The 21,062-nt window shown below is 68.7% G+C and carries 22 protein-coding genes and 4 pseudogenes; 15 read left to right on the top strand and 11 right to left on the bottom strand.

The window, feature by feature from the left end:
• On the bottom strand, positions 1–151 hold a 151-nt coding region (locus CW362_RS45870), incomplete at its 3' end, for a GFA family protein (protein ID WP_476756087.1).
• A 143-nt stretch (positions 152–294) separates the two neighbouring features.
• Here CW362_RS45870 and CW362_RS38065 point away from each other — a divergent pair.
• Positions 295–537: a hypothetical protein gene (locus tag CW362_RS38065; protein ID WP_103554164.1), complete on the top strand. Its 243-nt coding sequence runs from the start codon at positions 295–297 to the stop codon at positions 535–537.
• A 265-nt stretch (positions 538–802) separates the two neighbouring features.
• Here the strand turns inward: CW362_RS38065 and CW362_RS38060 are convergent, their stop codons facing one another.
• A complete protein-coding gene (locus CW362_RS38060; protein WP_103554167.1) occupies positions 803–1,708 on the bottom strand; it encodes an MmyB family transcriptional regulator in 906 nt (301 codons plus the stop codon).
• 535 nt (positions 1,709–2,243) lie between these two features.
• On the opposite strand from CW362_RS38060, the gene CW362_RS38055 reads away from it, so the two are divergent.
• The 3 genes from CW362_RS38055 to CW362_RS38045 are packed head-to-tail and all read left to right on the top strand — an operon-like array spanning position 2,244 to position 4,496.
• Positions 2,244–2,762 (top strand): gluzincin family metallopeptidase, encoded by a 519-nt coding sequence (locus CW362_RS38055; RefSeq protein WP_206301197.1) that lies wholly within the window; start codon positions 2,244–2,246, stop codon positions 2,760–2,762.
• 22 nt (positions 2,763–2,784) lie between these two features.
• Positions 2,785–4,041: an MAB_1171c family putative transporter gene (locus tag CW362_RS38050; protein WP_338069096.1), complete on the top strand. Its 1,257-nt coding sequence runs from the start codon at positions 2,785–2,787 to the stop codon at positions 4,039–4,041.
• Positions 4,042–4,043: 2 nt separating this feature from the next.
• On the top strand, positions 4,044–4,496 hold the full coding sequence (locus CW362_RS38045; RefSeq protein ID WP_103554162.1) for an NUDIX domain-containing protein: 453 nt from the start codon (positions 4,044–4,046) through the stop codon (positions 4,494–4,496).
• 61 nt (positions 4,497–4,557) lie between these two features.
• Here the strand turns inward: CW362_RS38045 and CW362_RS38040 are convergent, their stop codons facing one another.
• Positions 4,558–5,430, bottom strand: a complete 873-nt coding sequence (locus tag CW362_RS38040; RefSeq protein ID WP_103554161.1) for a helix-turn-helix transcriptional regulator — start codon at positions 5,428–5,430, stop codon at positions 4,558–4,560.
• Positions 5,431–6,042: 612 nt separating this feature from the next.
• Here CW362_RS38040 and CW362_RS38035 point away from each other — a divergent pair.
• From CW362_RS38035 to CW362_RS45050, 8 genes and pseudogenes are all read left to right on the top strand, one after another.
• Positions 6,043–6,933: a helix-turn-helix domain-containing protein gene (locus CW362_RS38035; RefSeq protein ID WP_103554160.1), complete on the top strand. Its 891-nt coding sequence runs from the start codon at positions 6,043–6,045 to the stop codon at positions 6,931–6,933.
• Positions 6,934–6,935: 2 nt separating this feature from the next.
• The gene (locus tag CW362_RS38030; protein ID WP_103554159.1) at positions 6,936–7,643 is read left to right on the top strand and encodes a zinc finger domain-containing protein; all 708 of its coding nucleotides are present in this window, start codon (positions 6,936–6,938) and stop codon (positions 7,641–7,643) included.
• Between the two features lie 162 nt (positions 7,644–7,805).
• The gene (locus CW362_RS38025) at positions 7,806–8,447 is read left to right on the top strand and encodes a WhiB family transcriptional regulator (protein ID WP_103554158.1); all 642 of its coding nucleotides are present in this window, start codon (positions 7,806–7,808) and stop codon (positions 8,445–8,447) included.
• Positions 8,444–10,084 carry a hypothetical protein gene (locus tag CW362_RS38020; RefSeq protein ID WP_103554157.1) on the top strand — a complete coding sequence of 547 codons (1,641 nt, stop codon included), beginning with the start codon at positions 8,444–8,446 and terminating at the stop codon, positions 10,082–10,084. The genes CW362_RS38025 and CW362_RS38020 overlap by 4 nt, the downstream gene beginning before the upstream one ends.
• A complete protein-coding gene (locus CW362_RS38015; protein ID WP_103554156.1) occupies positions 10,081–10,272 on the top strand; it encodes a hypothetical protein in 192 nt (63 codons plus the stop codon). Before CW362_RS38020 ends, CW362_RS38015 begins: the two co-directional genes overlap by 4 nt.
• 304 nt (positions 10,273–10,576) lie before the next feature.
• Positions 10,577–11,203, top strand: a complete 627-nt coding sequence (locus tag CW362_RS45055; RefSeq protein WP_240658262.1) for a plasmid mobilization protein — start codon at positions 10,577–10,579, stop codon at positions 11,201–11,203.
• Positions 11,200–12,939 carry a relaxase/mobilization nuclease domain-containing protein gene (locus tag CW362_RS38000; protein WP_206301196.1) on the top strand — a complete coding sequence of 580 codons (1,740 nt, stop codon included), beginning with the start codon at positions 11,200–11,202 and terminating at the stop codon, positions 12,937–12,939. The genes CW362_RS45055 and CW362_RS38000 overlap by 4 nt, the downstream gene beginning before the upstream one ends.
• Positions 12,940–13,204: 265 nt before the next feature.
• A pseudogene (locus CW362_RS45050) lies at positions 13,205–13,426 on the top strand (hypothetical protein); the annotation flags it as partial.
• A 49-nt stretch (positions 13,427–13,475) separates the two neighbouring features.
• Here the strand turns inward: CW362_RS45050 and CW362_RS37990 are convergent.
• The 6 genes and pseudogenes from CW362_RS37990 to CW362_RS45045 form a co-directional block, all read right to left on the bottom strand.
• Positions 13,476–14,297, bottom strand: a complete 822-nt coding sequence (locus tag CW362_RS37990) for an SPDY domain-containing protein (RefSeq protein ID WP_103554154.1) — start codon at positions 14,295–14,297, stop codon at positions 13,476–13,478.
• 15 nt (positions 14,298–14,312) lie between these two features.
• A pseudogene (locus tag CW362_RS37985) lies at positions 14,313–14,602 on the bottom strand (hypothetical protein).
• Between the two features lie 105 nt (positions 14,603–14,707).
• A complete protein-coding gene (locus tag CW362_RS37980) occupies positions 14,708–15,061 on the bottom strand; it encodes an SPDY domain-containing protein (protein ID WP_103554153.1) in 354 nt (117 codons plus the stop codon).
• 494 nt (positions 15,062–15,555) lie between these two features.
• Positions 15,556–16,854 (bottom strand): ArsB/NhaD family transporter, encoded by a 1,299-nt coding sequence (locus CW362_RS37975; protein ID WP_103554152.1) that lies wholly within the window; start codon positions 16,852–16,854, stop codon positions 15,556–15,558.
• Positions 16,851–18,095: a cation:proton antiporter gene (locus CW362_RS37970; RefSeq protein WP_103554151.1), complete on the bottom strand. Its 1,245-nt coding sequence runs from the start codon at positions 18,093–18,095 to the stop codon at positions 16,851–16,853. The genes CW362_RS37975 and CW362_RS37970 overlap by 4 nt, the downstream gene beginning before the upstream one ends.
• A gap of 220 nt (positions 18,096–18,315) precedes the next feature.
• Positions 18,316–18,545 (bottom strand): annotated as a pseudogene (locus tag CW362_RS45045) (SulP family inorganic anion transporter); the annotation flags it as partial.
• 41 nt (positions 18,546–18,586) lie between these two features.
• On the opposite strand from CW362_RS45045, the gene CW362_RS37960 reads away from it, so the two are divergent.
• On the top strand, positions 18,587–18,715 hold the full coding sequence (locus CW362_RS37960; protein WP_420856895.1) for a hypothetical protein: 129 nt from the start codon (positions 18,587–18,589) through the stop codon (positions 18,713–18,715).
• A 9-nt stretch (positions 18,716–18,724) separates the two neighbouring features.
• Here CW362_RS37960 and CW362_RS37955 read toward each other — a convergent pair whose 3' ends face one another.
• Together CW362_RS37955 and CW362_RS45040 are read right to left on the bottom strand one after the other, a co-directional pair.
• Entirely contained in the window at positions 18,725–19,189 is a 465-nt protein-coding gene (locus CW362_RS37955) for a CBS domain-containing protein (protein ID WP_103554150.1), read from the bottom strand.
• A gap of 44 nt (positions 19,190–19,233) precedes the next feature.
• Entirely contained in the window at positions 19,234–19,560 is a 327-nt protein-coding gene (locus CW362_RS45040) for a hypothetical protein (RefSeq protein WP_240658261.1), read from the bottom strand.
• A gap of 238 nt (positions 19,561–19,798) precedes the next feature.
• On the opposite strand from CW362_RS45040, the gene CW362_RS37945 reads away from it, so the two are divergent.
• Both CW362_RS37945 and CW362_RS45035 read left to right on the top strand, forming a co-directional pair.
• Complete coding sequence (locus CW362_RS37945) at positions 19,799–20,881, top strand: PucR family transcriptional regulator (RefSeq protein ID WP_103554149.1); 1,083 nt, start codon at positions 19,799–19,801, stop codon at positions 20,879–20,881.
• Positions 20,881–21,062: pseudogene (locus tag CW362_RS45035) on the top strand (IS630 family transposase); the annotation flags it as partial. The gene CW362_RS37945 and the pseudogene CW362_RS45035, both read left to right, overlap by 1 nt.

Here is a 21,062-nt window from a genome sequence, read left to right as displayed (position 1 = left end):
TCATCGGGCCGCCGCCGAGCTTCTTGCAGTGCGAACAGCTGCACGTGTGCGGGTAGACGGCCTTGCCCTTGACGGTGAAGCGGATCCGCCCGCACAGGCATCCGCCAGAGCGCCCCTGGACGGCGGCAACAATGTCGAGGGCGACATTCATCAGTTCATATCCCATGCACAGTGGGCGAGTTGGGCCCACCAGTGTGTCATTCTCTCGGCGATCGACAGGAAGCCGTCCAGCGCCTGGGGCAGCTCGGCGTGGAAAAATTCACTCTCCTTGATGAACCGGGCCAGGCCTTCAACGTGCGCAGCCTCAACGCTCAGACTGCCAACCGGCCCGACCTCGTGCTGACCACCCTTCAGCGGTGGAAGCGGTCAGGCCGACTCGCAGACGAGCACTTCGCTTCCATCGCCCGGGGCACCCTGCGCAACCGACTGAAGGAGGACTGGCCGTCCGCCTACGCCATCCTCAGCTACGTCCACGACGCGTCCATCGCGCTCCCCTCGTCCTGGAGCGCACCGAACTCCGCGACGGCGCCGCCCTGAACTTCTCCGCCGCACTCACCGCCGCCACCGCACTGGTCCACGTGATGATCGTGATCGTCACCACGGGGCAGAACGGCCCGCCGTGGGAGAACGTCTCCTTCCTGCGCCGCGCCACAGCCGAAGCCAGCCAGGAACTACAGCGCGCCAAGCGCACCCGCTGCGCTCGACCACACGGGGGAAGGTCTCACCGGCTCCCACTCCCTCACCCTCCAGGTCAACGACCGCCGCAGTTCTGCTGAAGCCAGTTCGGGTTCGGCCATCAGGTCTACAACAGCGGTTCCGCAGGCGTGATCGCTACCAGGCGGCAGGACGGCACTTCCATGGGCGCCAGCGCGACAATGCGTACGGCGAACTCCTTGCCGCCCTGCCGGGGGAGGTAGAGACGGCGAGGCGTGCTGGAGGCTGGATAGCTCACCGCCGGCAAGTCCGGGGAATTCCAGAGTTTGCGGGCCATCGGGTCAAGACGTACAGTCTCGATGACTCCCGCTAGACGCTCGTCTCGTGGCCATTGCTCTGCATTTGCGCGGAGAGCCGCGATCGCAGGAAGCGCCCAGTCGTCTCGCCAGTTGATGAGCTGGTCCCGGGCTTCTGGCCAAGTCAGCACCCATTCCACGACATTGCTGCCCTTGGCTGCCTGCGGAAAATACTCCTTCATTGTCGAGTTGTAGGCCAGTAGGTCCCACCTGTGATCCCTGAGGTAGATACACCAAGTCGGGCTCTGCTCTACGAGGGTGACGAGGGCTGGCGGCAACTGCCACTCATGAAGGGCCACAGGGTCCGCATCCGGGGCCCGCCCGCGGACGATGCGGTGCACGATGTCCCATTCCTCGGCGTCCAGAGCAAGGATTCGGCGGACCGACTGCAGAAAGGCATCGCTGTAGTTCGCCGGGCGCCCAGCTTCAAGCGCGTTGTACCACCGGCGAGAGACACCCGCCAGGTACGCGGTCTGCGCTTGAGTGATCCCTGGAGTGGACTTGAGGCCGAACGCAGCTGTAAACCCCAGTACGTCCGATGTATTCCGACGTGCACGGGCTTGCCGCAGAATACGCGTGAGGAGGAGCTGCCCCTCCGAATCACCTCCCGTAACGTTCGAGTAACGCCCGCTCGTGGGGCTCACGTCACAGTTCCCATACCGGCGGGAGTGCGACCCGCCATCACCACCTCCCTCCATCACTGCGCATATTCCGGCGAGTTGAAGCAGGCAGCCCATCAGTGCGGTCGATAGTTGAAGCGCCGACAATCCAGTTATGGGAACTGCCAGTTCTCAACAACCAGGGTAAGCAGCTCTTTCGACTCCCCCAGCCCTCTCGAACCGACCATAGAGTCACGGACGCCTGGGAACCTTTCCCCGGCATAATCTGGCTCGGCTTGCGTTCGTAGGGGATCTTCATGTCGCGCTCCGTTCTATACATCAGGGGCAAAGGCGAAATGCCGCCTGCAGTCGCACGCCGTCGCCGCAGAAGCGACCGCCCTGCCGTTGCGGGGAAGTGCGGCGACTGTTTTGGCGCCAGTTGGCACCGGCTTGCGGCTCACCGAGAGAGCTGATTGTGATCTTTGACGCCAACAGCCCAGGACTTGCTGCTCGCTGGACTGCCCGACTCGGTCTCCAGCCCTGGAGGAAGGCCCTTCGTCCTCCGGCGGAGCACTCCACGAAGCCAGTCACACGACGTGAACTCCGCGAGGAATGCGAGGCTTTACTGGTCGACATGCCGATCCCAAGGCCGTTCACTCTGGATGGTTTGATCGCGGGCATCGAAACCGTGCGGGGCCGGCGCATCAAACTGGTGCCCATTCCGGATCACTTGCTCGCCAACACTGACGTGTGCGGGCTGTGGCTACAGCTCCACGGCATCCCTGTCGACTTGATCCTGTACGTGGAGGGCACCACGTCCTTCCACCGGACGCGCATCATTCTCCACGAGTTGGCCCATATGTGGTGTGACGACACGAGCGAGGAGAGCGTCGAGCGGCTCGCTCAGCTCTTGCCCGACTTCCCAGCCGATGTCCTACAGCGGCTTACCGCCAGAGGCCGCGTCATGGCCCGCCACCGCTACGACTCCCACGTCGAGCGGCGCGCCGAGACGCTGGCCGACCTACTGCACCACGAGGCGTACGCCGTCGACTACATCGAAGACTCCACCCTGCGCCACCTCGACGAAGACCTTTCCCACCCTCGGTCCACCCCCAGCTCCCGCACTCTCCGGAAGAACCATGTCCGCTTCTGATGCAATCGTCACTGCCATCGTGATGCTGCTACTGCTCCAAACCGCCATACGTCTGCCCAGCGCCGTGCGCAGCCGACGCGGAGGGCGCCCCCTCTGGCTCTGGGGCACCTTCACCGCCTTCGCGCTGTCCTGGTGGCTTCGCACTGACCTCGGCCGTGCCGCCATCGACCCGCTGGGCATCAACGACCTGCCCACCCTCCTCAAGCACGCGCTGGCCATAGCCGGTACCTGTCTGCTGCTGACATACGTCACGGACGTCTATGCCGACGAGGACGCCACAACGCGCCATATCAAGATCACGGCCGGGGTCCACCGTGCGGCTGCCCGCGCATCGTTCGTCACCGTGCTGTGCCTGGCCGCGGTGTTCTTCTTCTCCCTGAACCGGACCAAGACCGGCGCCGACAGCCCGTACTTCATGGCCCGGCACGCCGGCGAGCCGGGCCTCGTGCTCTACATGGGCCTGCTTTACCTGTACACCGCGTCAGCCGCACTCGTGTGCGGATACCAGTGGGGTCGAGCCTCGCGGAAGGCCCGCCGGTGGAGCCTGCGCGTCGGGCTGTGGATGATGGCTGCGGGTATGGCCCTCATCGTCGTTTACGCGGCCCTGCGCACCACGTTCCTGGTCCCCACGACCCTGCATCCGCTGTCCGAGCGAGCGGTCGCCGACCAGGAACACATCACCGACACCGTGCTGTATGCGGGCTTCCTGCTCTGGCTGTTCGGGTCGGTCACCCCCGCCGTCCACGCCCTGCGGGCACGTGGCCAGAGCACGTGGGCGGTCATCGGGCTCCACCCCCTGTGGCGAGATCTGGTCCTCGCTGTTGACGGGGTCGCTCTTTACCAGCCGAGCAACCTGTTCCACGGACACCCGGCCGTCAGCGCGCTCAACAGGTTCCGGGACGTGCTGTCATACGACGCCACGCCCCAGATCCGCCTCGGGCGCTACGTAACCGAGATCCGCGACGCGACGCACGAGCTCCGCCGGCGTGCCCCAGCAGATCTCTACGACCGCGCCGTCCAGCTCTCAGGAGCGGACGGACACCGCGGCACCGACGCTGACGCATTGGCGGAGGCGTACTGGATCAAGGCCGCCCTCACGGCTGCCGGACAGCCTGCCGGAGCACCGGTCGCGTTCCGGACCGCCGGCGACGACTTCACCACCGAGGTGGCCTGGCTGCTGCGTGTGGCCACGGCGTACCGCGAGGCCGATCCTGCAAGCATCTCCCGTCTCATCCATTCCTCCGACACCCCGCTTGTCCCCCACACCACCAGGACCTGACCATGAAGCCTTCCCCGATCACCGTGACAGCCTCGGCAGCCGCCCTGCTGTCCAACGCCGCCGGCGAGATCCTCATCGTCAACCCGACCTACAAGCCCTTCTGGAACCTCCCCGGCGGCGCCGTCGACCAAGACGAAACCCCCGAAGACGCTGCCGCACGCGAGGTCCGCGAGGAACTCGGCATCAACCCGCCCATCGGCCGCCTGCTGGTCCACGCCTGGATCACCGTTCCGGGCCGAGGCGCACAGGTCCTCTACATCTTCGACGGCGGTGTCCTCAGCCCGGATGAGCAGGCGGCGATCACCCTGCAGAGGTCGGAATTGAGCGAACACCGCTTCTGCCCACCGGACAGCATGGAAGACGGCCTGATCCCCCCGCACCTGACCGAAGTCTGGCAGGCAGCCCTGGCCGCACGCTTTGAGCAGCACCCGCGAGTGCTCACCGTTCGCCTGTAGACGTGCAAGGGCCTGGCTCGGGGCAGCTTCCTCGGGCCAGGCTTCGCACCGGCCGCACTTATCAGCGTCGGCCCGTCGGCCCCTCGCCGTCCTGCGTTTCGACGCGAGCCTTGTCGACCTCGTGAAGGATGAAGTCCAGCAGGTCCGCCGAGAGTCCCTTCTGTTCACCACCGCGGGCGGCAATGGCAGCGATCTGCCCACTGAGCAGCATCGTCTCGCTCAGGATTCGCTGCACGTCGGCGTCCTGTGACCAGATCACCGGGGTGGTGTCGAGCGCCTCGGCCAGAGCACTCAGAACGTCCTGGGAGGCGTGTGTGACACGCCCCGTCCTCAGCTCGTACACCAGGTGGGCGTTGAGTACCTCCACGCCCGCTCGGACGTTCCCCCGGGCCGCAACCTGTTGGTCGGACAGGTCCTCGGACAGTCGCCCCAGAAGATAGGTGATCTTCTCCGCCAGCGTCTCGGGCAACGGATCGTCAAGGCCCGCCCTTTCGCCATCACCTGGCTCTGGCACGTCGATGCCGAAGGAACGTTCCTGGGCCCGCAGCAGCTGCTCCACACTCACGCCGTAGGCCGCCGCGAGCGGGGCACGGTACTCCTCGGCGAGACGCCGCTGCCCGGTCTCTGCGGCTGCCACGGGGCCGGCCGAACGGGTGCCCGTCAGGTCCTTCGTGGCAGTCTGCGAATATCCGGCGTCGGCACGCAGATCGGCGAGATCCGGAGCCCCCTCGCGCGGGAAGAGTTCGTCGAGGCCGCAGTCCAGGACGCGAGCCAAGCTGGGGAACTTCTCCGGGTCCGGGACCGAGCGCCCCGTCTCCCACGCGCTGACCCGCGCAGCAGTGACTCCCACGCCATCGGCCACGTCCGCCTGCTTGAGGCGTGCCTCGCGGCGGGTAAGCAGCAGGCGCTCAGGGGCGAACCGACGTGCCGGCATCTTCCGTCCGCACCTCTCCGTTTTCGTTGAAGCACTTGATCGAATGTCGAAACGAGGATAGTTTCGTTCCGTCGATTCAGGTGCGTACAGGCTACCTGGGCGCGCAAGTGTGTGCACCCGCCACTCAGAAATCCTGTCGCGCTTCCCTCACTCAGGAGCCCGCCACGCTTGTGCCCGCCGCCCGCGAGAGCGAGCCCGCCGTAGCACCCCGTCACGGCCGAGGACAGGCGACAGAGCCCCGACCTGCGGAAACGAATGCTGGAGAGTTCTAGAGCCAACTCTGGACCTTGACAGCTGATGGTGCGTATGTTCGTCGTCCCGCCGCGGGCAGACCGCCCCGGACACCGGACCGTAGGAGAGCATCACCGCAGTCACGCCGCAAGATCTACACGCGGTGGCGCCCGGGAGCGGGAACTCCCGGACGCCCACCGCTGAATGGGCGAACCGTCCCGGGAAGGACGGACTTCGCCGCCATCACCACGCTGATCCCTTCGCACGGGGCGTCTCAGCGTGGCAACACCGAAGGGATTCTTGCATGCGCTCTGCCATGCGCGAAAGCACCGAGGGGGCGGCCTACACGGCTGCTGCGGCCCTTCCGGTCGGGAGCGGCCGGTGAGCAGCGAGGCCCGCGAGTGGGTGTGGGAGCACAGCTCCAGCAGAGGAACCGCCCGCCTGATCCTGCTGTCGATCGCCGATCGGGTGGCCGACGAGCAATGCGTCTCCTGGGCGTCGCTCTCCAGCCTGGCCAAACGCACTCGCGCCTCCGTGTCCACGGTGCGCGAAGCCATCGACCGCCTGGTCGAGGCCGGCGAGTTGGAACAGCTCGACGACCTCACCGGCCCGCAGCGCAGCACCGTCTACCGTCTGCCCCTGGCCGCCGAAGCCATCGCACAGGACCTGCGAGAACAGCGGGAGGGCAACCGTGCCGACAGCGGCGAGGAGCCGCCCAACGGGCCGCTGCCCCTGCGCCTCTCGGCACTGCGGCGGTACGGAATCCGCCCGCGTGAGGTGCCGGAATCCCCCACGAGGGCCCGGAAACCGGCAGTACCGAAAACCGGCAGGTCCCGACGGAAACCGGCACCTCGACGTACCGGAAACCGGCATAGCGATGTACCGGAAACCGGCACACAGAACCGTAGTGAACCGGATTTGAACCGTAGGTACAGCAGTAGTGCTGCCGTCACCTCGGCTGCCGAGTGGCAGGTCGACCCCGTCACCCACGCCTGGGCCCGCCAGCAGGGACACCTCGACCGCCTCGGCGAGCAGGGTCTGCAGGCAGCCGACGCGAAGTGGCGTGCTCACCGGGCCGACTTGAAGCCGCGGCCAGCAGATGTCTGGGCGGCCGACTGGCGCTCCTGGGTCGCCCGAGAGCACGCCCCGGGGCTCCCGAACCTCTACGCCCCCGACAAGGGCCCCTCCGCGCCAGGCGGGATGACGCGTGCCGAGGCCCACACCGCCGCCCTCCTCGCCGCCCTCGACGAGCCGACCGGAACGGAGCAGTAGCCGTGGACCGCCGCGAAATCGCCGCCCTGCTGGCCTACATCGGCCGACTCGACCCCCGCACCATCCGCACCGACCAAGGCGAGGCCCGAGACCAGCTCGCCCAGTGGCACGAGTTGCTCGGCGACGTGCCGATGGCGACCCCGCACGGCTGGGACGCCCGCGTCACCGTCCGCCGACACATCTGTACCTCGCCGTACCAGATCCTGCCCGCGGACGTGGGCCGTCCCTGGGAGAGCTACCGGCGCGACCGCCTGGCGAGGCACTCCGATCCCACGCCGTCCGTCGACCCGGACGACCAGGCAGCCTGGACCGCCGAGCTGGTCGGCACCCGCCGCGCCGTCGCCGCCGGCACCGCCCAGCCCGCGCAGGCCAGGGCGATCACCAACGGTCGCGACGGGATCGACCCGAGGCTGAAGGCTCGGCTGCGGGAGATCGGCTCCTGCATACCGCCCGCCGCCCGTGCCGCCCTCGCGCCCTACCGGCCCGCGCGAGCAGCTCGCGAGGCCGCCGTCGCGCAGGGGCTGCCCGACGCTCTGAGCGTCCGGTGCGAGTGGTGCCTGGCCCAACCCGGCGAGCCGTGTCGTCGCCGCCGGATCGGCCTCGACGGCAGAGCTCGCGGAACCGCCCCGCGCACCACCCTCCATCCATGTCGCCTCGACCTCGCTGCGGCCCAGCCGAACGAGCAGGTCCAGCAGCCCTCCATAGCCTGACCGGCGCATCCGGCCCGTGTGTCCCGTGCGGGTGCACTGCCGTCCAACACCACCGTCCCGCCCCGGCTGCGGCGCAGGCCCTCGCGCCGCAGCCGGCACCCGACGCCGCATCCGCCCAGCACCACCACAGCCGGCGGACGCGGCAGCACATCGGAGACCCCCTTGCGCCACATCACCACCCACGACGCGCCGGCCACCGGCCTGCGCGGCATCGGAGACACCAGCTGGCACACCCGCGGTGCGTGCCACGGCATGGACGTCGAAGACGCCGACGCCGTGTTCTTCCCGCTCCCCCGGGACCACGAAGCCATCGCCGAGGCGAAGGAGCTTTGCGGCTGGTGCTCGGTACGCCGCGACTGCCTCGACTTCGCCCTGGAGAACGTCCTCAAGGAGGGCATCTGGGGCGGCCTGACCGAAGCCGAGCGGCGCCCCTTGCACGACGGACTGCCCCAGCGCCTCGACTACCGGCGCGTGATCGCCTTCTTCCGGGGACGCGACGTGCACCTGACCGAGGTCGAACGGCAGGTCGTCATCGACCACGCCTACGTGCGCGGCTGGCGGCCCGACCGCCTCGCCGCCGTCCTGCAGATCAGCCACAAGCACGCCCGCGATCTGCTCCGACAGGCAGCCAACAAGGTGTTCGACCGCGACCGCGTCTACGGCGTGCCAGGTCCCAAGAAGAAGCGGAAGAAGATCACCCCAGCAACGGGCAGCCCCGCACCCACCGCACCCGGCACCCAGCAGCCGACAGCCCGCCCGGCAGCGTCGCCCCCGGCGCACACCCCTCTCGGAAAGGCCGCATGACCCACCCCGTCCTAGCCCTCAGCGTCGCTCCGGACCTCCCTCTCCTCCTCACCGTCGGCGTGCCCGCCACCCTCGTGCTCGTGCTGACCGCTTGGACGATCCGGCGCCGGAGCACTCGCTCGCAGAAACGTCTCGGTGGCCCGGCGGTCAAGGTCGCAGCTCTGGCCGCCCTCGGCTGCACCGCATACAGCGCCGACACCTCGTGGCGCTTCGCGGCCGACTACCTCGACATGGCCGGCACCGCCGAGCGGGCCGGGATGTTCGCCGCGGCCGAACTGGCGCTCTTCGCGACCGCGCTCATGGCGCGGCAGAACCTGGGCACTCAGGGCTCCCCCGGCCTGCCTGGGACCCTGGTCTGGGTGATCACCGGAGTACAGGTGATCCCCGCTTATGCCGAGAGCGGTCCTATCGGCGGCACGGTCCGGGCCTTCGTCGGGCCGGTCATGGCGGCAATGCTGTGGCACCTCGCCATGGGTATCGAACTGCGACTGCACACCCCGGGCGCCGCCTCCCACGGACTGATCGCCGTCCTGGGGCGGGAGGCGCGCGAACGGCTCCTGTCCCGCCTCGGTATCGCCGCGCGAGACCGCGACGCCGCGCAGATCACCCGGGACCGGGCCACCGCCCGCGCGGTTGCCCTTGCCGCCCGCCTCGCCGAGCGCACGCCCGAGCAGCGGCGGAACCGGCGTGGTCAGCGGCTCACCCGGCGCCTGTCGAAAGCGGTCGGCAGGGCCGCGGTCGGCACCGACCCCCTCCAGCGCGCGCAGCTGCTCGACCAGCTCGCCGCCCGTCGGCACGCACTCTCGCTTGCCACGGTCCCGCTCCCCTCCCCCTGGTCCCCAGAGTGCAGCACCGCCACGGCTGCCACGGTCCCCTCGCGGAAGACCTCGGAAGCGCCGGTCCCCGTAGCTGGTCCCCACGGTCCCGACGAGTTGGACGGGAACCGGGGACCGGACGCCCCGAAGGGACCGGTCCCCGAAATCGCGGACTCCAAGGCGTCGGCAGGCGCGGGGACCGAAGGCGACGACATGGGGACCAGCGCGGGGACCGAGGCCAAAGAAGTAGGAGCGGTCCCGGGGACCGGTCCCGCCAATCCGGAAGCCGAAGAGTGGGAGGCCGAAGGCGTGGGGACCAACCGTCCTGCGCGAGAAGTACCTGCTCAGGGCCGTGATTCGCATCGGGGACCGACCGCTACCGAGTTGGGGACCGAGCCGACCGGGGACCGGGTATTGCCCGCCGCTGGTGCGGGGACCGAAACCACCGGGGACCGGGGACCGACCGACACCGGGACCGGGACCAAACCCAATGGGAACCAGGGAGACAAGGTCCCCCTTCGCCGGAAGGCGACCACGAAGCCCCGTACGAGGAACAAGGGGACGCACGCCCGGCCCCGCACCCCGCAGACACAGCGCCCGCCACGCGAGCCGGAGCAGTCGGTGGACCACCTCGTCCAAGAGGTCCGTCCCCACGTCCCCGCCCTGCTCGAACGGGACGGCAACGAGTCCGTCACCCGGGTCCAGCTGCGGGAAATCCTCCGCCGCGAGCGCTTGAAGGGTGGCCGGAACGACCGGCTGAGCCTCGTCCTCCAGCAACTGCGGAGCGACGGCACCACAACTACACGGAGGACCGCCCGATGAAGACCTGCCACCGGTTCGACACCGTCCGCGCAGAGTACGAGCGGGAGATCGGCTTCATGCTCGCCCACTCCAAGCGGTACGAGGGCAGGCCGGCGGCGAAGTCCAGCGCAAAGCAGGCTGCCTCGACGAAGCAGCGGATGGCCCGCGCGCTCAACAGCCACGTCGGCCGCTGCCCAGAGTGCGGCTGAACCGGCAAAGCTCCAACTCAGCCCTCTCATCGCAACCGGTGGCCCCTCTCTGTGCCAGGCCACCATCCCGCTTCAGGAGACACACCGTGATTCCGCGTCCCCATCGCTCATCCGAGCCAACAGCCACCGAAGCCAGCGCCTGGGCGGACGCTCTGGTCCGCCGACGACTCCTGCACGCCGAGCGGCCAGTGGCTCGTCCAGGACCACCCGACGGACCCGTCCGCCTCCTTCTGGGACCGGCCGACGTCCTCGCGCTAACCGCAGCCATCCAGCACCACACCTGCTCCACAAGGCCCGGATCCTGATGACGAACCCCGCCCGGAACGGCACCACCCCGCAACCTATTCCCGACTCCAACTCAGCCTCGCGGCGAGCAAGTTGGGGCGGAAGCGTAGCTTCCGCCGTACCCGCTCCCGAAGGGGCAGGAGAGGACCTACACCGGGGGGCGCAGGTCCTTCAGGCTTCGACCGGGGGCGGATCGGAGCCGGGGCAGGAAGAGAAGCAGACCGAGCGTCGTGCACGCCGACAGCATGCTCCTCGCGCCCGTCAACGCCCGCGTCAGTCACCCGAGAAGAAACGCCTGCACCAGCCCAACACACGTTTCAACGACGAAGAGCTCGCTCTGATCAAGTCTGCAGCCGCCCAGTGCAATCTGTCTGTCGCCGGTTTCATCGCCCGCTCCGCGCTCGCCGCCGCCCGCGACCTCGACCGCACCAGCGTCGAGATCGCCGATGAACGCGAAGTGATCACCGCCCTGTTCGACAGCCGACGCCGCCTCGGCTGGGCCGGTAGCAACCTCAACCAGGCAGTCAAGGCGCTCAACTCCGGTATGGACGCTCCCCAGCTCGAAGCAGCCGTTGCCGCTGTACGGCGCGCCGCCGACACCACGCACAAAGCCGCCGCGCGACTGATCGAGCGCCGCGGCTCATGATCCCCAGCATCAACTCCTCAGGCTCCCGGACCATCGGGCTCCTCGCCTACCTCTACGGTCCGGGCAAGCACGAGGAACACACCGACCCCCACCTGGTGGCCTCTTTCGATGGCATGTCCCCCGACCCCGGCCGCGACCCGAACGCCTCCCTCAAGGACCTCCAAAAGCTCCTGGACCAGCCCGTGATGGCCCTCGCCAAGCACGCCCGTCCGGCCAAGCACGTATGGCACACCTCTGTCCGCACCGCCCCAAAGGACCGAACCCTGTCCGACGAAGAGTGGGCCGACATCGCCCGCCGTATCGTCGCCGCCACCGGCATCGACCCCGGCGACGGACAGCTCGGCTGCCGCTGGGCTGCCGTACGGCACGCGGACAATCACATCCACATCATCGCCACCCTCGTGACCGAGGACGGCCACCGTCCCGACGACTACCGTTCCGGCGCCCGCGCCCAGGCCGAAGCCCGGCTCATCGAGAAGGAACTCGGTCTCCACGAGGTCGCACCCGGTGACGGCACAGCTGCTCGGCGGCCCACCAGCGCCGAACGCCACAAGGCCGAGCGCCAGGGCCGCGAGCGCACCGCCCGCGAAGAGCTACGCGAGACGGTACGGCGGGCCGTGGCCGGCGCGAGCAGTGAGGAGGAGTTCTTCGACCGGCTCGCCGACGCTGGCCTCCTGATCCGTAAGCGCGTCGCACCTTCCGGGGACCTCCTCGGATACAAGGTCGCCCTGCCCGATGACCGGAACAAAGACGGTGAGCCGGTGTTCTATCCCGGCGCGCGCCTCGCCCCCGACCTCTCGCTGCCCCGCATCAGGGAACGTTGGTCCGGCAATGCCCAGGTCAACCCGACCCCCCAGCGGGAGGATACGGTCCGCACGGGTCCGGGCGTTCCGGCCGCTGCCCGCCGCAGGACGGCATCGGCAGCGTGGCAGGCCGTGCTCGTCGTCGAGCACGGCGACGACGCGGTAGCCGCCGCCCACATCGCTGCGGCCGGTGAGGTTCTGGACGCCCTCGCGAAGACGTCCGCAGCCCACACCCGCCGCGAACTGCGTGACGCGGCAACGGCCTTCGAGCGGGCCTCGCGCTGCCACGTCCGCGCCGTCCGCGGACACGACCGGGCCCTGCGGCAGGCCGCCCGCGAACTCGCTCACGGCGGCCCGGCTCTCGGCCGCGGCGAGGACGGAGCCACTACCGCGATGGCGATCGACATGCTGTTCTTCCTCATCACCGCCGCCGCGCACTGGCACGCGAAGAAGGGGCACGCGCAGCAGGCCGCTGCCGCCCGCCAGGCTGCCGAGCACCTTCGCTCTGCCTACCAAGAGGCCGCCGCCCACCCACTCGGCGTGCTCTACCAGCGGGGCCGACGCCTGAACCGGTCTCTGCTCCAGCAGCAGACGGTGGTACTGCGTGAGGTACTGCCCGAACTGGCCGAACAGATCCTCGCCGAGCCCAGCTGGTACGCCCTGGCCGCGACTCTCGCGGAAGCCGAAGTCGCCGGCCACGACCCGGCCAGCCTTCTTGCCGGTACTGTCGGGCGCCGCGAACTCGACACCGCGGACTCCGTCAGCGATGTGCTGGTGTGGCGACTGCGGCAGATGGCCGACCTGCCCGCCGACACCTCGGAAGTACCCGAGCACAGCGCAGTAAAGGGCCCATTCGCCATGCGCCCTGCGGCGTCCCGTCCCACGTCATCCAACCGGTACCGCGGCGAAGAGGCGGCAGGCAACACACCATGAGCTCTCCAGGCTGGCCGACGAGAGGGATGGAGGCCGCGCCGCTATCGGTGGCGGACACACCCCTCGAACCAATTGGAGGGCGTCTGCGTTCGGCCTTCGCCGACGTACACCAACACGGTCGCCACCGTGGACACCGGCGGGGTCGGCGGTTCCGCCTCGTGAGCTTGGAGGAGCTGGAGTACATGGGGCGGCAACCGGCGAGGGCCGCCACTCAGGATGGCGAGAGCGTCATCGGCACCATCTACGTCCGGAGTGTAGGCGTACGCAGCCCCTCGTCCTCGACGACGAGATGGCCACCTGCTCCGAGTGCGGCGCATACCGAGACTGGCTCATCCTCTCCACCCGTGGCCAGATCTGGCTACCCTGCCGGGTCGGCCACCAGCAGCAGGAGACCCGCCTCAACACCACCTGGTTCAATCGGAACTCCGGGCCGGCGGATTCGACACACGCCACATTCGAAGACTGCCTGCGCCACCTCGGACACTGACCCCCACTCCTACGACCCCACCGGGCCCGCGGGCCCGGCACTGAACACCCTAGACGGCCGGGGCCCGCAGGAGCCGCTCCTGGGTGGCCTCGGGCAGCACACGACGCAGGACCGGGGCGGTCGAGCTGAGGGAGGCGGCAAAGACGGCGACGAGGTCGTGGGGAACGCTGGCGGAGAAGGAGGCCGCCCACAGGTACGGCGCGCCCAGCGCGGGCTGGGCCCATGCCTGCCATCCGGCCAGCCCCGCCTCGTCGGCCTCGGTGACGAGGGCACGGGGGTCGGCGTCCTGAATGAGGGGCGGCACCTCGCCGAGGCTGATGTGCGAGGTGAACGTCGGGTCCGTCGCCGCTGCCTGGGGCTGGTCGATGTCGCGGAACCATCCGTGTGCGGCGACGGCGTCGAGGACCAGCTCGGGTCCGGCGAGCGGCACGGCGGGCTGGACGTGGGCGTCGAGCGCGACGAGGAAGTCGGACACGGCCTCGCCGGGGACATCGGGGGTGAAGTAGACCGACCACTGAGCGAGCGGGCTGCTCGCTTCGGCGCGGGCGGAGATCTGCCAGGCGATCGGCAGCTCGCCCAGGTGGAACGGTTCGTCCGCCAGGCTCCACTGGGCCCAGCGCAGGGTGTCGGAACTGATGTGCAGGACGGTGCTGCGCAGAACCTGGCGGTCCTGCGACGCCTCGTCAGGCCCGTGCCGTCCGCGGACGATCGTCAGGCTCGTCCAACCCAGGTCGGCAAGCGTGTCGGCGACGGCGTCGTAAAGACGCCCGTCATCACCGGCCAGATACCGGGGACCGACCCAGAACACGGGTTGGCCGCCGCGTGAAGTGGACGGGTCGAGCGGGAAGTCGGGGTACAGGGGCACCTCCAAGGGCTCGGGGCGAATCTAGTTGCCGTCGGCACGGCGGCGGGGGCGGTGTGGGGATGCCTGGACGGGGCCCTGCCACGTCAGGCCGACGGCGACCTCGGGCGGCAGGTAGCCGAGTGTGCGTCCTCGTCGCGCCCTTCGGCGAGGTAGACGACGGCCCGGCCGGTCTCGTCCACGGACTGCACGACCTGCGCCAAGCGGTGCGCCATCGGAAAGAAGGGGTTCATGGCCTGGCGGACCGGAGCTCTCCGGTCGCAGCGGGACAGCAGGTCGATGAGATCGCCGACGGTCATCTCCGGGAACGTCACGAACAGCCTCCTGAGGTACAGGGAAACGGGGCAGTGGAACGGGTCGATGGCCGACAGACAGCTGGCCTCTCACAGGGCGGGGGCTATCTGTTGGTGTCCGCGCTGTCATAGGAGGCGTGAGGTCTCCAGCACGCGTGCCACAGCGGCGGCAACGATGCCGGCCGGCGTCTCGGTGTCGAACGACAGGTGGTAGCCACGCATCTTGGCCGTGCCGGTGACGGCGATCTTCCATCCCTCGCTGTCTGTCCCGAGGCGTCCGCGCGGGAACCAACCGAGGTAGAACCGGCCGTCCTTGGAGCTGACGTGCACGTCCTCGCGGTCATCTACGATCAGGTGGAAGTCCTCAGCGGAGAACTGGTCCAGGACCAGCGTGGGCTGACCAGGACCGAGCTGCCACTCGCGCAGCCGCAGGGCTTCGACGGTGGTGGAGAAACCGGGGCCAACGGGCACATCGGTCACGGGCAATCACCTCTCTGACCTGGGGTTTCTTGCAAGGTCGTCTACGTTGACATGCCCTCGCACCTGCTGGCCAGCCTTTCCGTGATCTTTCATGTCTGCCCCCGGTGAACTGCCCAGTCCCTGCCTCGTTGTAGGTTCCCAGCGCCGTCGCCCATTTCTCAGTACGGGCGCCCGGCATCCACCCGCAGCCTCCGGTGTACCCGTGCGGCGATGTCCTGATCCTTCGCCGTGTGCTGAGATGGAGGTCTGCCCTGCCCCGTGTCCGAGGGGGCGAAGCGGATGGGTATGAACTTGGTGTCGCTGAGTTTCCGTCGCGCTGGCCGCAGCGGCTCCGGATCCCGAAAGCATCGGCTGGTACGACGTGGAGATCGTCGCCTCCCTCGCGCAGGCCGTGACGGTGGAGCGACACCTGTCGGTAAGCGCATCGTCGTGAACATTCTTCTCAGCGCGACCACCCGGGTAGCGAAACCGGGCTCTCCCAGGCAGTTCTCACATCAGGCGAGAGCGAAGTACCGAAGCCACACGTAGCTGAGGGAGATCGCCACCGTCACGACGGTGACGATCAGGCCGTACTTGGTGAACTGCCAGAAGGTGATGGGCTGGCGGTTGCGTTCGGCGATGCCGAGGACGACGACGTTCGCCGATGCGCCGATGGCGGTGGCGTTGCCGCCCAGGTCGGCGCCGAGGGCGAGGGCCCACCACATGACGTGGTCACTGCCGCCGCCCATGCTGTGGACCAGGTCGCTGGTGATCGGCGCCATGGTCGCGACGTAGGGAATGTTGTCGACGACGCCGGACAGGACCGCCGAGGCGCCCAGCAGCGTGAGGGAGCCGCCAAGTTCGTTCGTGCCGATGGCATCGGCCAGCGCCCTGGAGACCTCGTCGATCACACCGGTGTCGATCAGGCCGCCGATCATGATGAACAGGCCCGCGAAAAACGCGAGGGTGGGCCATTCGACCTCGGACAGGACCTCGCTCGTCTCGGCCGTCGAGACGGCGACGAGGAGGCCGGCACCGAGCAGGGCGACGATGCTGGGTTCGTAGTGGAGCACCGGGTGCAGGACGAAGCCGGCCACGACCAGGGCGAGGACGATCAGGCCTTGGACCAGCAGCCGGGGGTCCTTGATGGCCTCGCGTTCCTCCAGGTCCATGATCTCGGCGGCGCGGTCCTCGTCGTAGACGAAGAACTTGCGGAACATCACTCGGCACAGCGCGACGAGGACAACGACCAGCAGCGCGGCCAGTGGGGCGAGATGGACCAGGAAGTCATTGAAGGTCAGGCCGGCCCGGCTGGCGATGATGATGTTCGGGGGGTCGCCGACGAGCGTCGCGGTTCCGCCGATGTTGGAGGCGAACACCTCGGCGATGAGGAAGGGCGCGGCCGGCAGGGCGAGGCGCTCGCAGACCAGCAGCGTCACCGGGGCGACCAGAAGGACCGTGGTGACGTTGTCGAGGAGCGCGGACGCGGCCGCCGTGATGACCACGAGCATGGCCATGACCCTGAAGGGCTTGGCCTTCGCCTTCTTCACGGACCAGATGGCCAGGTACTCGAACATGCCGGTCTTCTTCAGCACGCCGACGATCATCATCATGCCCATGAGCAGGAAGATGACGTTCCAGTCGATGCCGGAGTCCTCGGAGTAGAACGCCGAGACGTCGTCGGTCGCCCCGATCGCCAGCATCAGGCCCGCGCCACCGAGGGCCACGGCGACGCGGTGGATCTTCTCGCTGATGATCAGGGCGTACGCGCCGACGAACACGACGATCGCCGCCCAGCTGTGCCAGTCGTTCACGTTGCTCCAGTTGCTGCGAGAGGGTGCGGGGCACTGCTGTTTCCGCTGTCGTCCCCGTCCGGGATCCCCACCAGGTCATCGACGTCGAAGGCCCGCGCGATCCGCACGTCGGTGGAGCTGTGCGCGATGATCGAGAAGGCGATGCAGACCGCGACGAGCGTGAAAGCCTCTTCCGCCTGCGGGATGCCGGACTGCAGCACTAGCAGCCCGTACACCACGGAGGCGAAGCCCTTCGGACCGAACCAGGCGGCGACCAGACGTTCCTTCCGGGAGATCCGTGTGCCGAGCAGGGACAGCAGCAGCGAGGCGGGGCGGATCAGGACGATCGCCAGGAACACCGCGAGGTAGCCGCCCCACGACAGGTCCTCGAACAGCCGCGGGGTGAGCAGCGCACCGAAGACCAGCAACGCCGCGAACTTCGCCAGTTCCGCGAGTGCCTCGCCGAGCGGTTCGAAGGATGCCTTGGCCTCGGGTGAGACGTGGGCGAGGACGGCGCCGGCTGAGAACGCCGCGAGGTAGGGATTGGCGTGCGTGAGGTGGCAGGTCGCGTACAGGATGATCCCGGTCGCCAGCGGCAGCAGCGGCTGCAGCTTCGGCTCGGCGCCCAGCAGGCGGAAGCACACCAGGTGGCTGACCAGCAGAGGCAGTACGACTCCGAGGACCACGCCGAGCAGCAGCTCCAGGCTGATCGCGCCGAGCGACGTCTCGGCGCCGCCCGCCATGGGGCCGGCGGCGGAGATCAGAACGAGGACGACCGGGAGGGCGAGCCCGTCGTTGATGCCGCTCTCGACGTTCAGCAACTGCCGCAGCTTGGCCGGGACCTCTCCGTGTCCGACGATGGCGGAGGCGAACACCGGGTCGGTCGGTGCCAGGACGGCTCCCACGAGGAACGACGTCGTCCAATCCAGGCCCACCAGGTAATAAATGATCAGAGCCATGAAGGCGAAGGCGAGCGGCATGCCGAGGCCCAGGGCCCTTGCCAGGTTGCGCCAGTTGGCGCGCAAGGCGGGCAGGGAGACGTGCATGCCGTCGGTGAAGAGCACCGCGAAGAGGGCGAGGCCCGCCGTCACGGAGACGATCTCGCTGTCCGGCGTGATGTGGATCAGCCCGAGAAAACCGTCGCTGACGAGCGCACCGCCGACAAGGAAGAGAAGGGAAGTCGACAGCACGGTCCGTGCCGCGAGACCCGACAACAGCGCCGCCACCATCAGCGCGGCGCCGAACACCACCACCAGCACCATGTCGAAAGCCCCGATCGGAAGAGAGAGTGATCCCCTGCTCGCCGACCAGGCTTCCCGGCACACCACGGGGAACCTTACCGTTCCTTGACGCGCCATTAACAGGTTGTTGGCGGGCACCCCACGAAAGGTGAGATTGCCGGTTCCCGGCAGGAAGCGGGTCCCAGCTCCAGAACCCTGGCCGCCTGCGCCCGAGGGCACCACCGGTCGCATGAGGTGAGGATCAGTGACCGGCCGCGAATTCGCCACTCAGCTTGCGGTGGAGCCGGGCGCCGAAAGCGTTGAGCCCGATGATCTCGACCGTCTTGCCACGCTGCTGTACCTGGTCCCGACGGCGTCGAGCGCGGTGGCCGAAGACGCGTCCCAGACGTGGACTGCCCTCAGGCCGATAACAACCGTGTCGGGGTCGCTGAAGCAGTCGAACCGCCCGACAAGCTCGTTGGAGGAGGCGAAGAGCGGGCACCGCCCCCGGCTCTGCAGAGGGGGAAGCGCTGATGGAACGGCTGCGCGCCGACGAGCAGGCCGCCGCGGAACAGGTCGAGAAGCTGCAGGTTCAGTTGTCACGGGCGGAGGACTTCGCCGCCACCCTCCGCGAACGCCTGGCCGACGCCGACGGCACCTGACTCCGCGCGTCAGGTGGCATCGGCGGCCAGAAGGCGTTTCAGCAGGTGGGAGGCGGTGATGACGCCCAGGAGGTGTACGCCAGCCTTGTCCTTCTCGACCACGGCGACCAGTGGGCTGCGGGTCTGCGCCATCCGCGCGGCGACCTCCAACGCGGTGTCGTCCGGGGCCGCGACGACCGGCGGCGGCGTGGTCTTCGACAGGCAGTCGCGCACCTTCTGGTCCTTCAGCGCGGCGCACAGCCGGTCGGCGTGACGCTCGTCGACCACCGCCGCCAGCGTCGGATCCTCGATGACGTACCCCGGTACCAGGATTTTGATCATCTGCGAGGCGGGGAGAATCGCCTTCGGCGCTCCCTGGTCGTCCACCACCAGCAGCGCGGGCAGACGGTGTTCGGCCATCAGCCGGGCGGCGTCCATGGCGTCGCTCTCGAGGCCGACCGTCTCGTACTTCTCCGCCAGGTCACGTGCGCGCACATCCGGCTCCCGTCTCGGTCCTCGGCGCAGCCACGGCCTTCACGCTAATTCGGTGTCCGGACCGAAGAACCTGGTCGCAGAAGCACGATACAACCGACCGGCGCGGATCGTGCGGGCCGCGGGAGGCGGTCTCCGTCCTCCACGATCACAAGGGCTGCGGCGAGCGGCACGATGAAAGAGGTCAACAGTGAGAGGGCGACTGACACCGGCACCCCGCCCATGCCCCAGGCGTGGAGGTCGACGTCCGTGTCGAAGCTGTTCACGTTCACGGCGCCGACGGCGACCAGGAGCCAGAAGCAGACGACCACGACGAGGGCCGCGGTGAACAGGATGCCGGGCAGACCGGTGGCCGCCTCCACGAACGTCCGCACCTGCCGGCCCCCTTCCCGTACGTCGTACACCTCGGCGGCGCACGGCTCCCCTCCGGTTCTGGCCCGGACCCCTTCTGCCGGGGTCCGGCACCAGAACCTTCCGCAGTGCTCCCCGCACCGATGGTGCACGGCGGACGCACGTACACGCATTGCCGATTCCCGGCAGTGTTCACTAGGGTTTGCGTGCCGGTGAGCCGCTAAGGATCCGTCACCGGCGCGTCAAGATTCGGGGGACCACGTGACCGACCGGGATAATCCCGTGCGCTATTTGCACGGATATGCCGAGATCCTGGCCGAGGTTTCCGCCACCGGCAGACGTCTCACCCGTGAAGAGATCGAATCCCGGCGCGCCCTGGGAGAACAGGCCGCGGAAGCCGGCCACGGACTGCGCTCCCTCGTCAGCGCGCACCTGACCGCCGCGCGTTCCGCCTGGCCCCACGCACACGGCTCCACCGATACCGCGTTCGCCACGGTGCAGCAGGTGATAGACGCCTTCGTCGAGGGGTACGAACGTGCCCAGCACCACGCCGTACGCCAGGAGGAAGTCGCACGCCGCGAGTTCATCGACGATCTCCTCTACGGCCGCAGCGACCTGGGCCGCCTCGCCGAGCGGGCCGAACGCTTCGGGCTGCGCCTCTCGCACGCACACGCGGTCGCCGTCGCCCAGGGGCCGACCGCCTACGACGAGGGCGATCCGGTGCCGCGGCAGGTCGAACGAGCGGTCATCGGCCGGTTCGGCGACCGCAACGTCCTCATCACCACGAAGGCGGGGCGACTGCTGTGCATCGCCCCTGGCCATCAAGACGATGTCCTCGCCTACTTCGCCAAGCAGGCGTACGCCGCGACCGACGGAGGCCGGGTCGCCATCGGCCGGTCCCAGCCCGGCCCCGGTGGTGTTGTCCAGTCCTACGAGGAAGGCCTCAACGCGCTCGAACTGGCTGAGCGCTTGGGCCTCGACGAGCCGATGCTGCGCGCTGCCGACCTGCTCGTCTACCCAGTCCTGACCCGTGACCGGCAAGCCATGGCCGACCTCGTCCTCGACGCCCTCGGCCCGCTCACCACGGCCCGCGGCGGCGCCCAAGTCCTTCTGGACACCCTCACCGCGTACTTCGACTGCGGCTGCGTCGCGGCCGAGGCCGCCCGCCGCCTGAGCCTGAGCGTGCGCGCCCTGACGTACCGCTTGGAGCGCATCCACAAGCTGACCGGCGCCAACCCGGCCGATCCCGCCCACCGCTACTGCTCTGACCGGGAAGGTTCGCCGGGCCGGCGGTTCCAGCGGTTGGATGTCCGGAGACGTCTGATCCGACCGTTGGGGGTGTGATGGCTGAGCCTGTCCGTGTGCGCAGGTTGACCGACGAGGAGGGGCAGAAGCTGCAGCAGATAGTGCGCCGGGGCAGCACCAGCTTGGTGCGGTACCGGCGCGCGATGATGCTGCTGGCCTCGGCTGGCGGAAACAGGGTCTCGGTGATCGCGAAGCTGGTCCAGGCCGACGAGGACACTGT

The organism is Streptomyces populi, from assembly GCF_002911015.1.
Classification (GTDB): Bacteria; Actinomycetota; Actinomycetes; order Streptomycetales; family Streptomycetaceae; genus Streptomyces; species Streptomyces populi.
This window is presented reverse-complemented; position numbering and strand designations above follow the sequence as displayed.

Coding starts and splice junctions, on each gene's coding strand:
- CW362_RS38050 (WP_338069096.1), top strand. CDS start 2,785: ATGCTGCTACTGCTCCAAACCGCCATACGTCTGCCCAGCGCCGTGCGC.
- CW362_RS38055 (WP_206301197.1), top strand. CDS start 2,244: ATGCCGATCCCAAGGCCGTTCACTCTGGATGGTTTGATCGCGGGCATC.
- CW362_RS45055 (WP_240658262.1), top strand. CDS start 10,577: ATGACGAACCCCGCCCGGAACGGCACCACCCCGCAACCTATTCCCGAC.
- CW362_RS37960 (WP_420856895.1), top strand. CDS start 18,587: ATGGAACGGCTGCGCGCCGACGAGCAGGCCGCCGCGGAACAGGTCGAG.
- CW362_RS38015 (WP_103554156.1), top strand. CDS start 10,081: ATGAAGACCTGCCACCGGTTCGACACCGTCCGCGCAGAGTACGAGCGG.
- CW362_RS38000 (WP_206301196.1), top strand. CDS start 11,200: ATGATCCCCAGCATCAACTCCTCAGGCTCCCGGACCATCGGGCTCCTC.
- CW362_RS38040 (WP_103554161.1), bottom strand. CDS start 5,430: ATGCCGGCACGTCGGTTCGCCCCTGAGCGCCTGCTGCTTACCCGCCGC.
- CW362_RS38045 (WP_103554162.1), top strand. CDS start 4,044: ATGAAGCCTTCCCCGATCACCGTGACAGCCTCGGCAGCCGCCCTGCTG.
- CW362_RS38020 (WP_103554157.1), top strand. CDS start 8,444: ATGACCCACCCCGTCCTAGCCCTCAGCGTCGCTCCGGACCTCCCTCTC.
- CW362_RS37970 (WP_103554151.1), bottom strand. CDS start 18,095: ATGGTGCTGGTGGTGGTGTTCGGCGCCGCGCTGATGGTGGCGGCGCTG.
- CW362_RS38060 (WP_103554167.1), bottom strand. CDS start 1,708: ATGGAGGGAGGTGGTGATGGCGGGTCGCACTCCCGCCGGTATGGGAAC.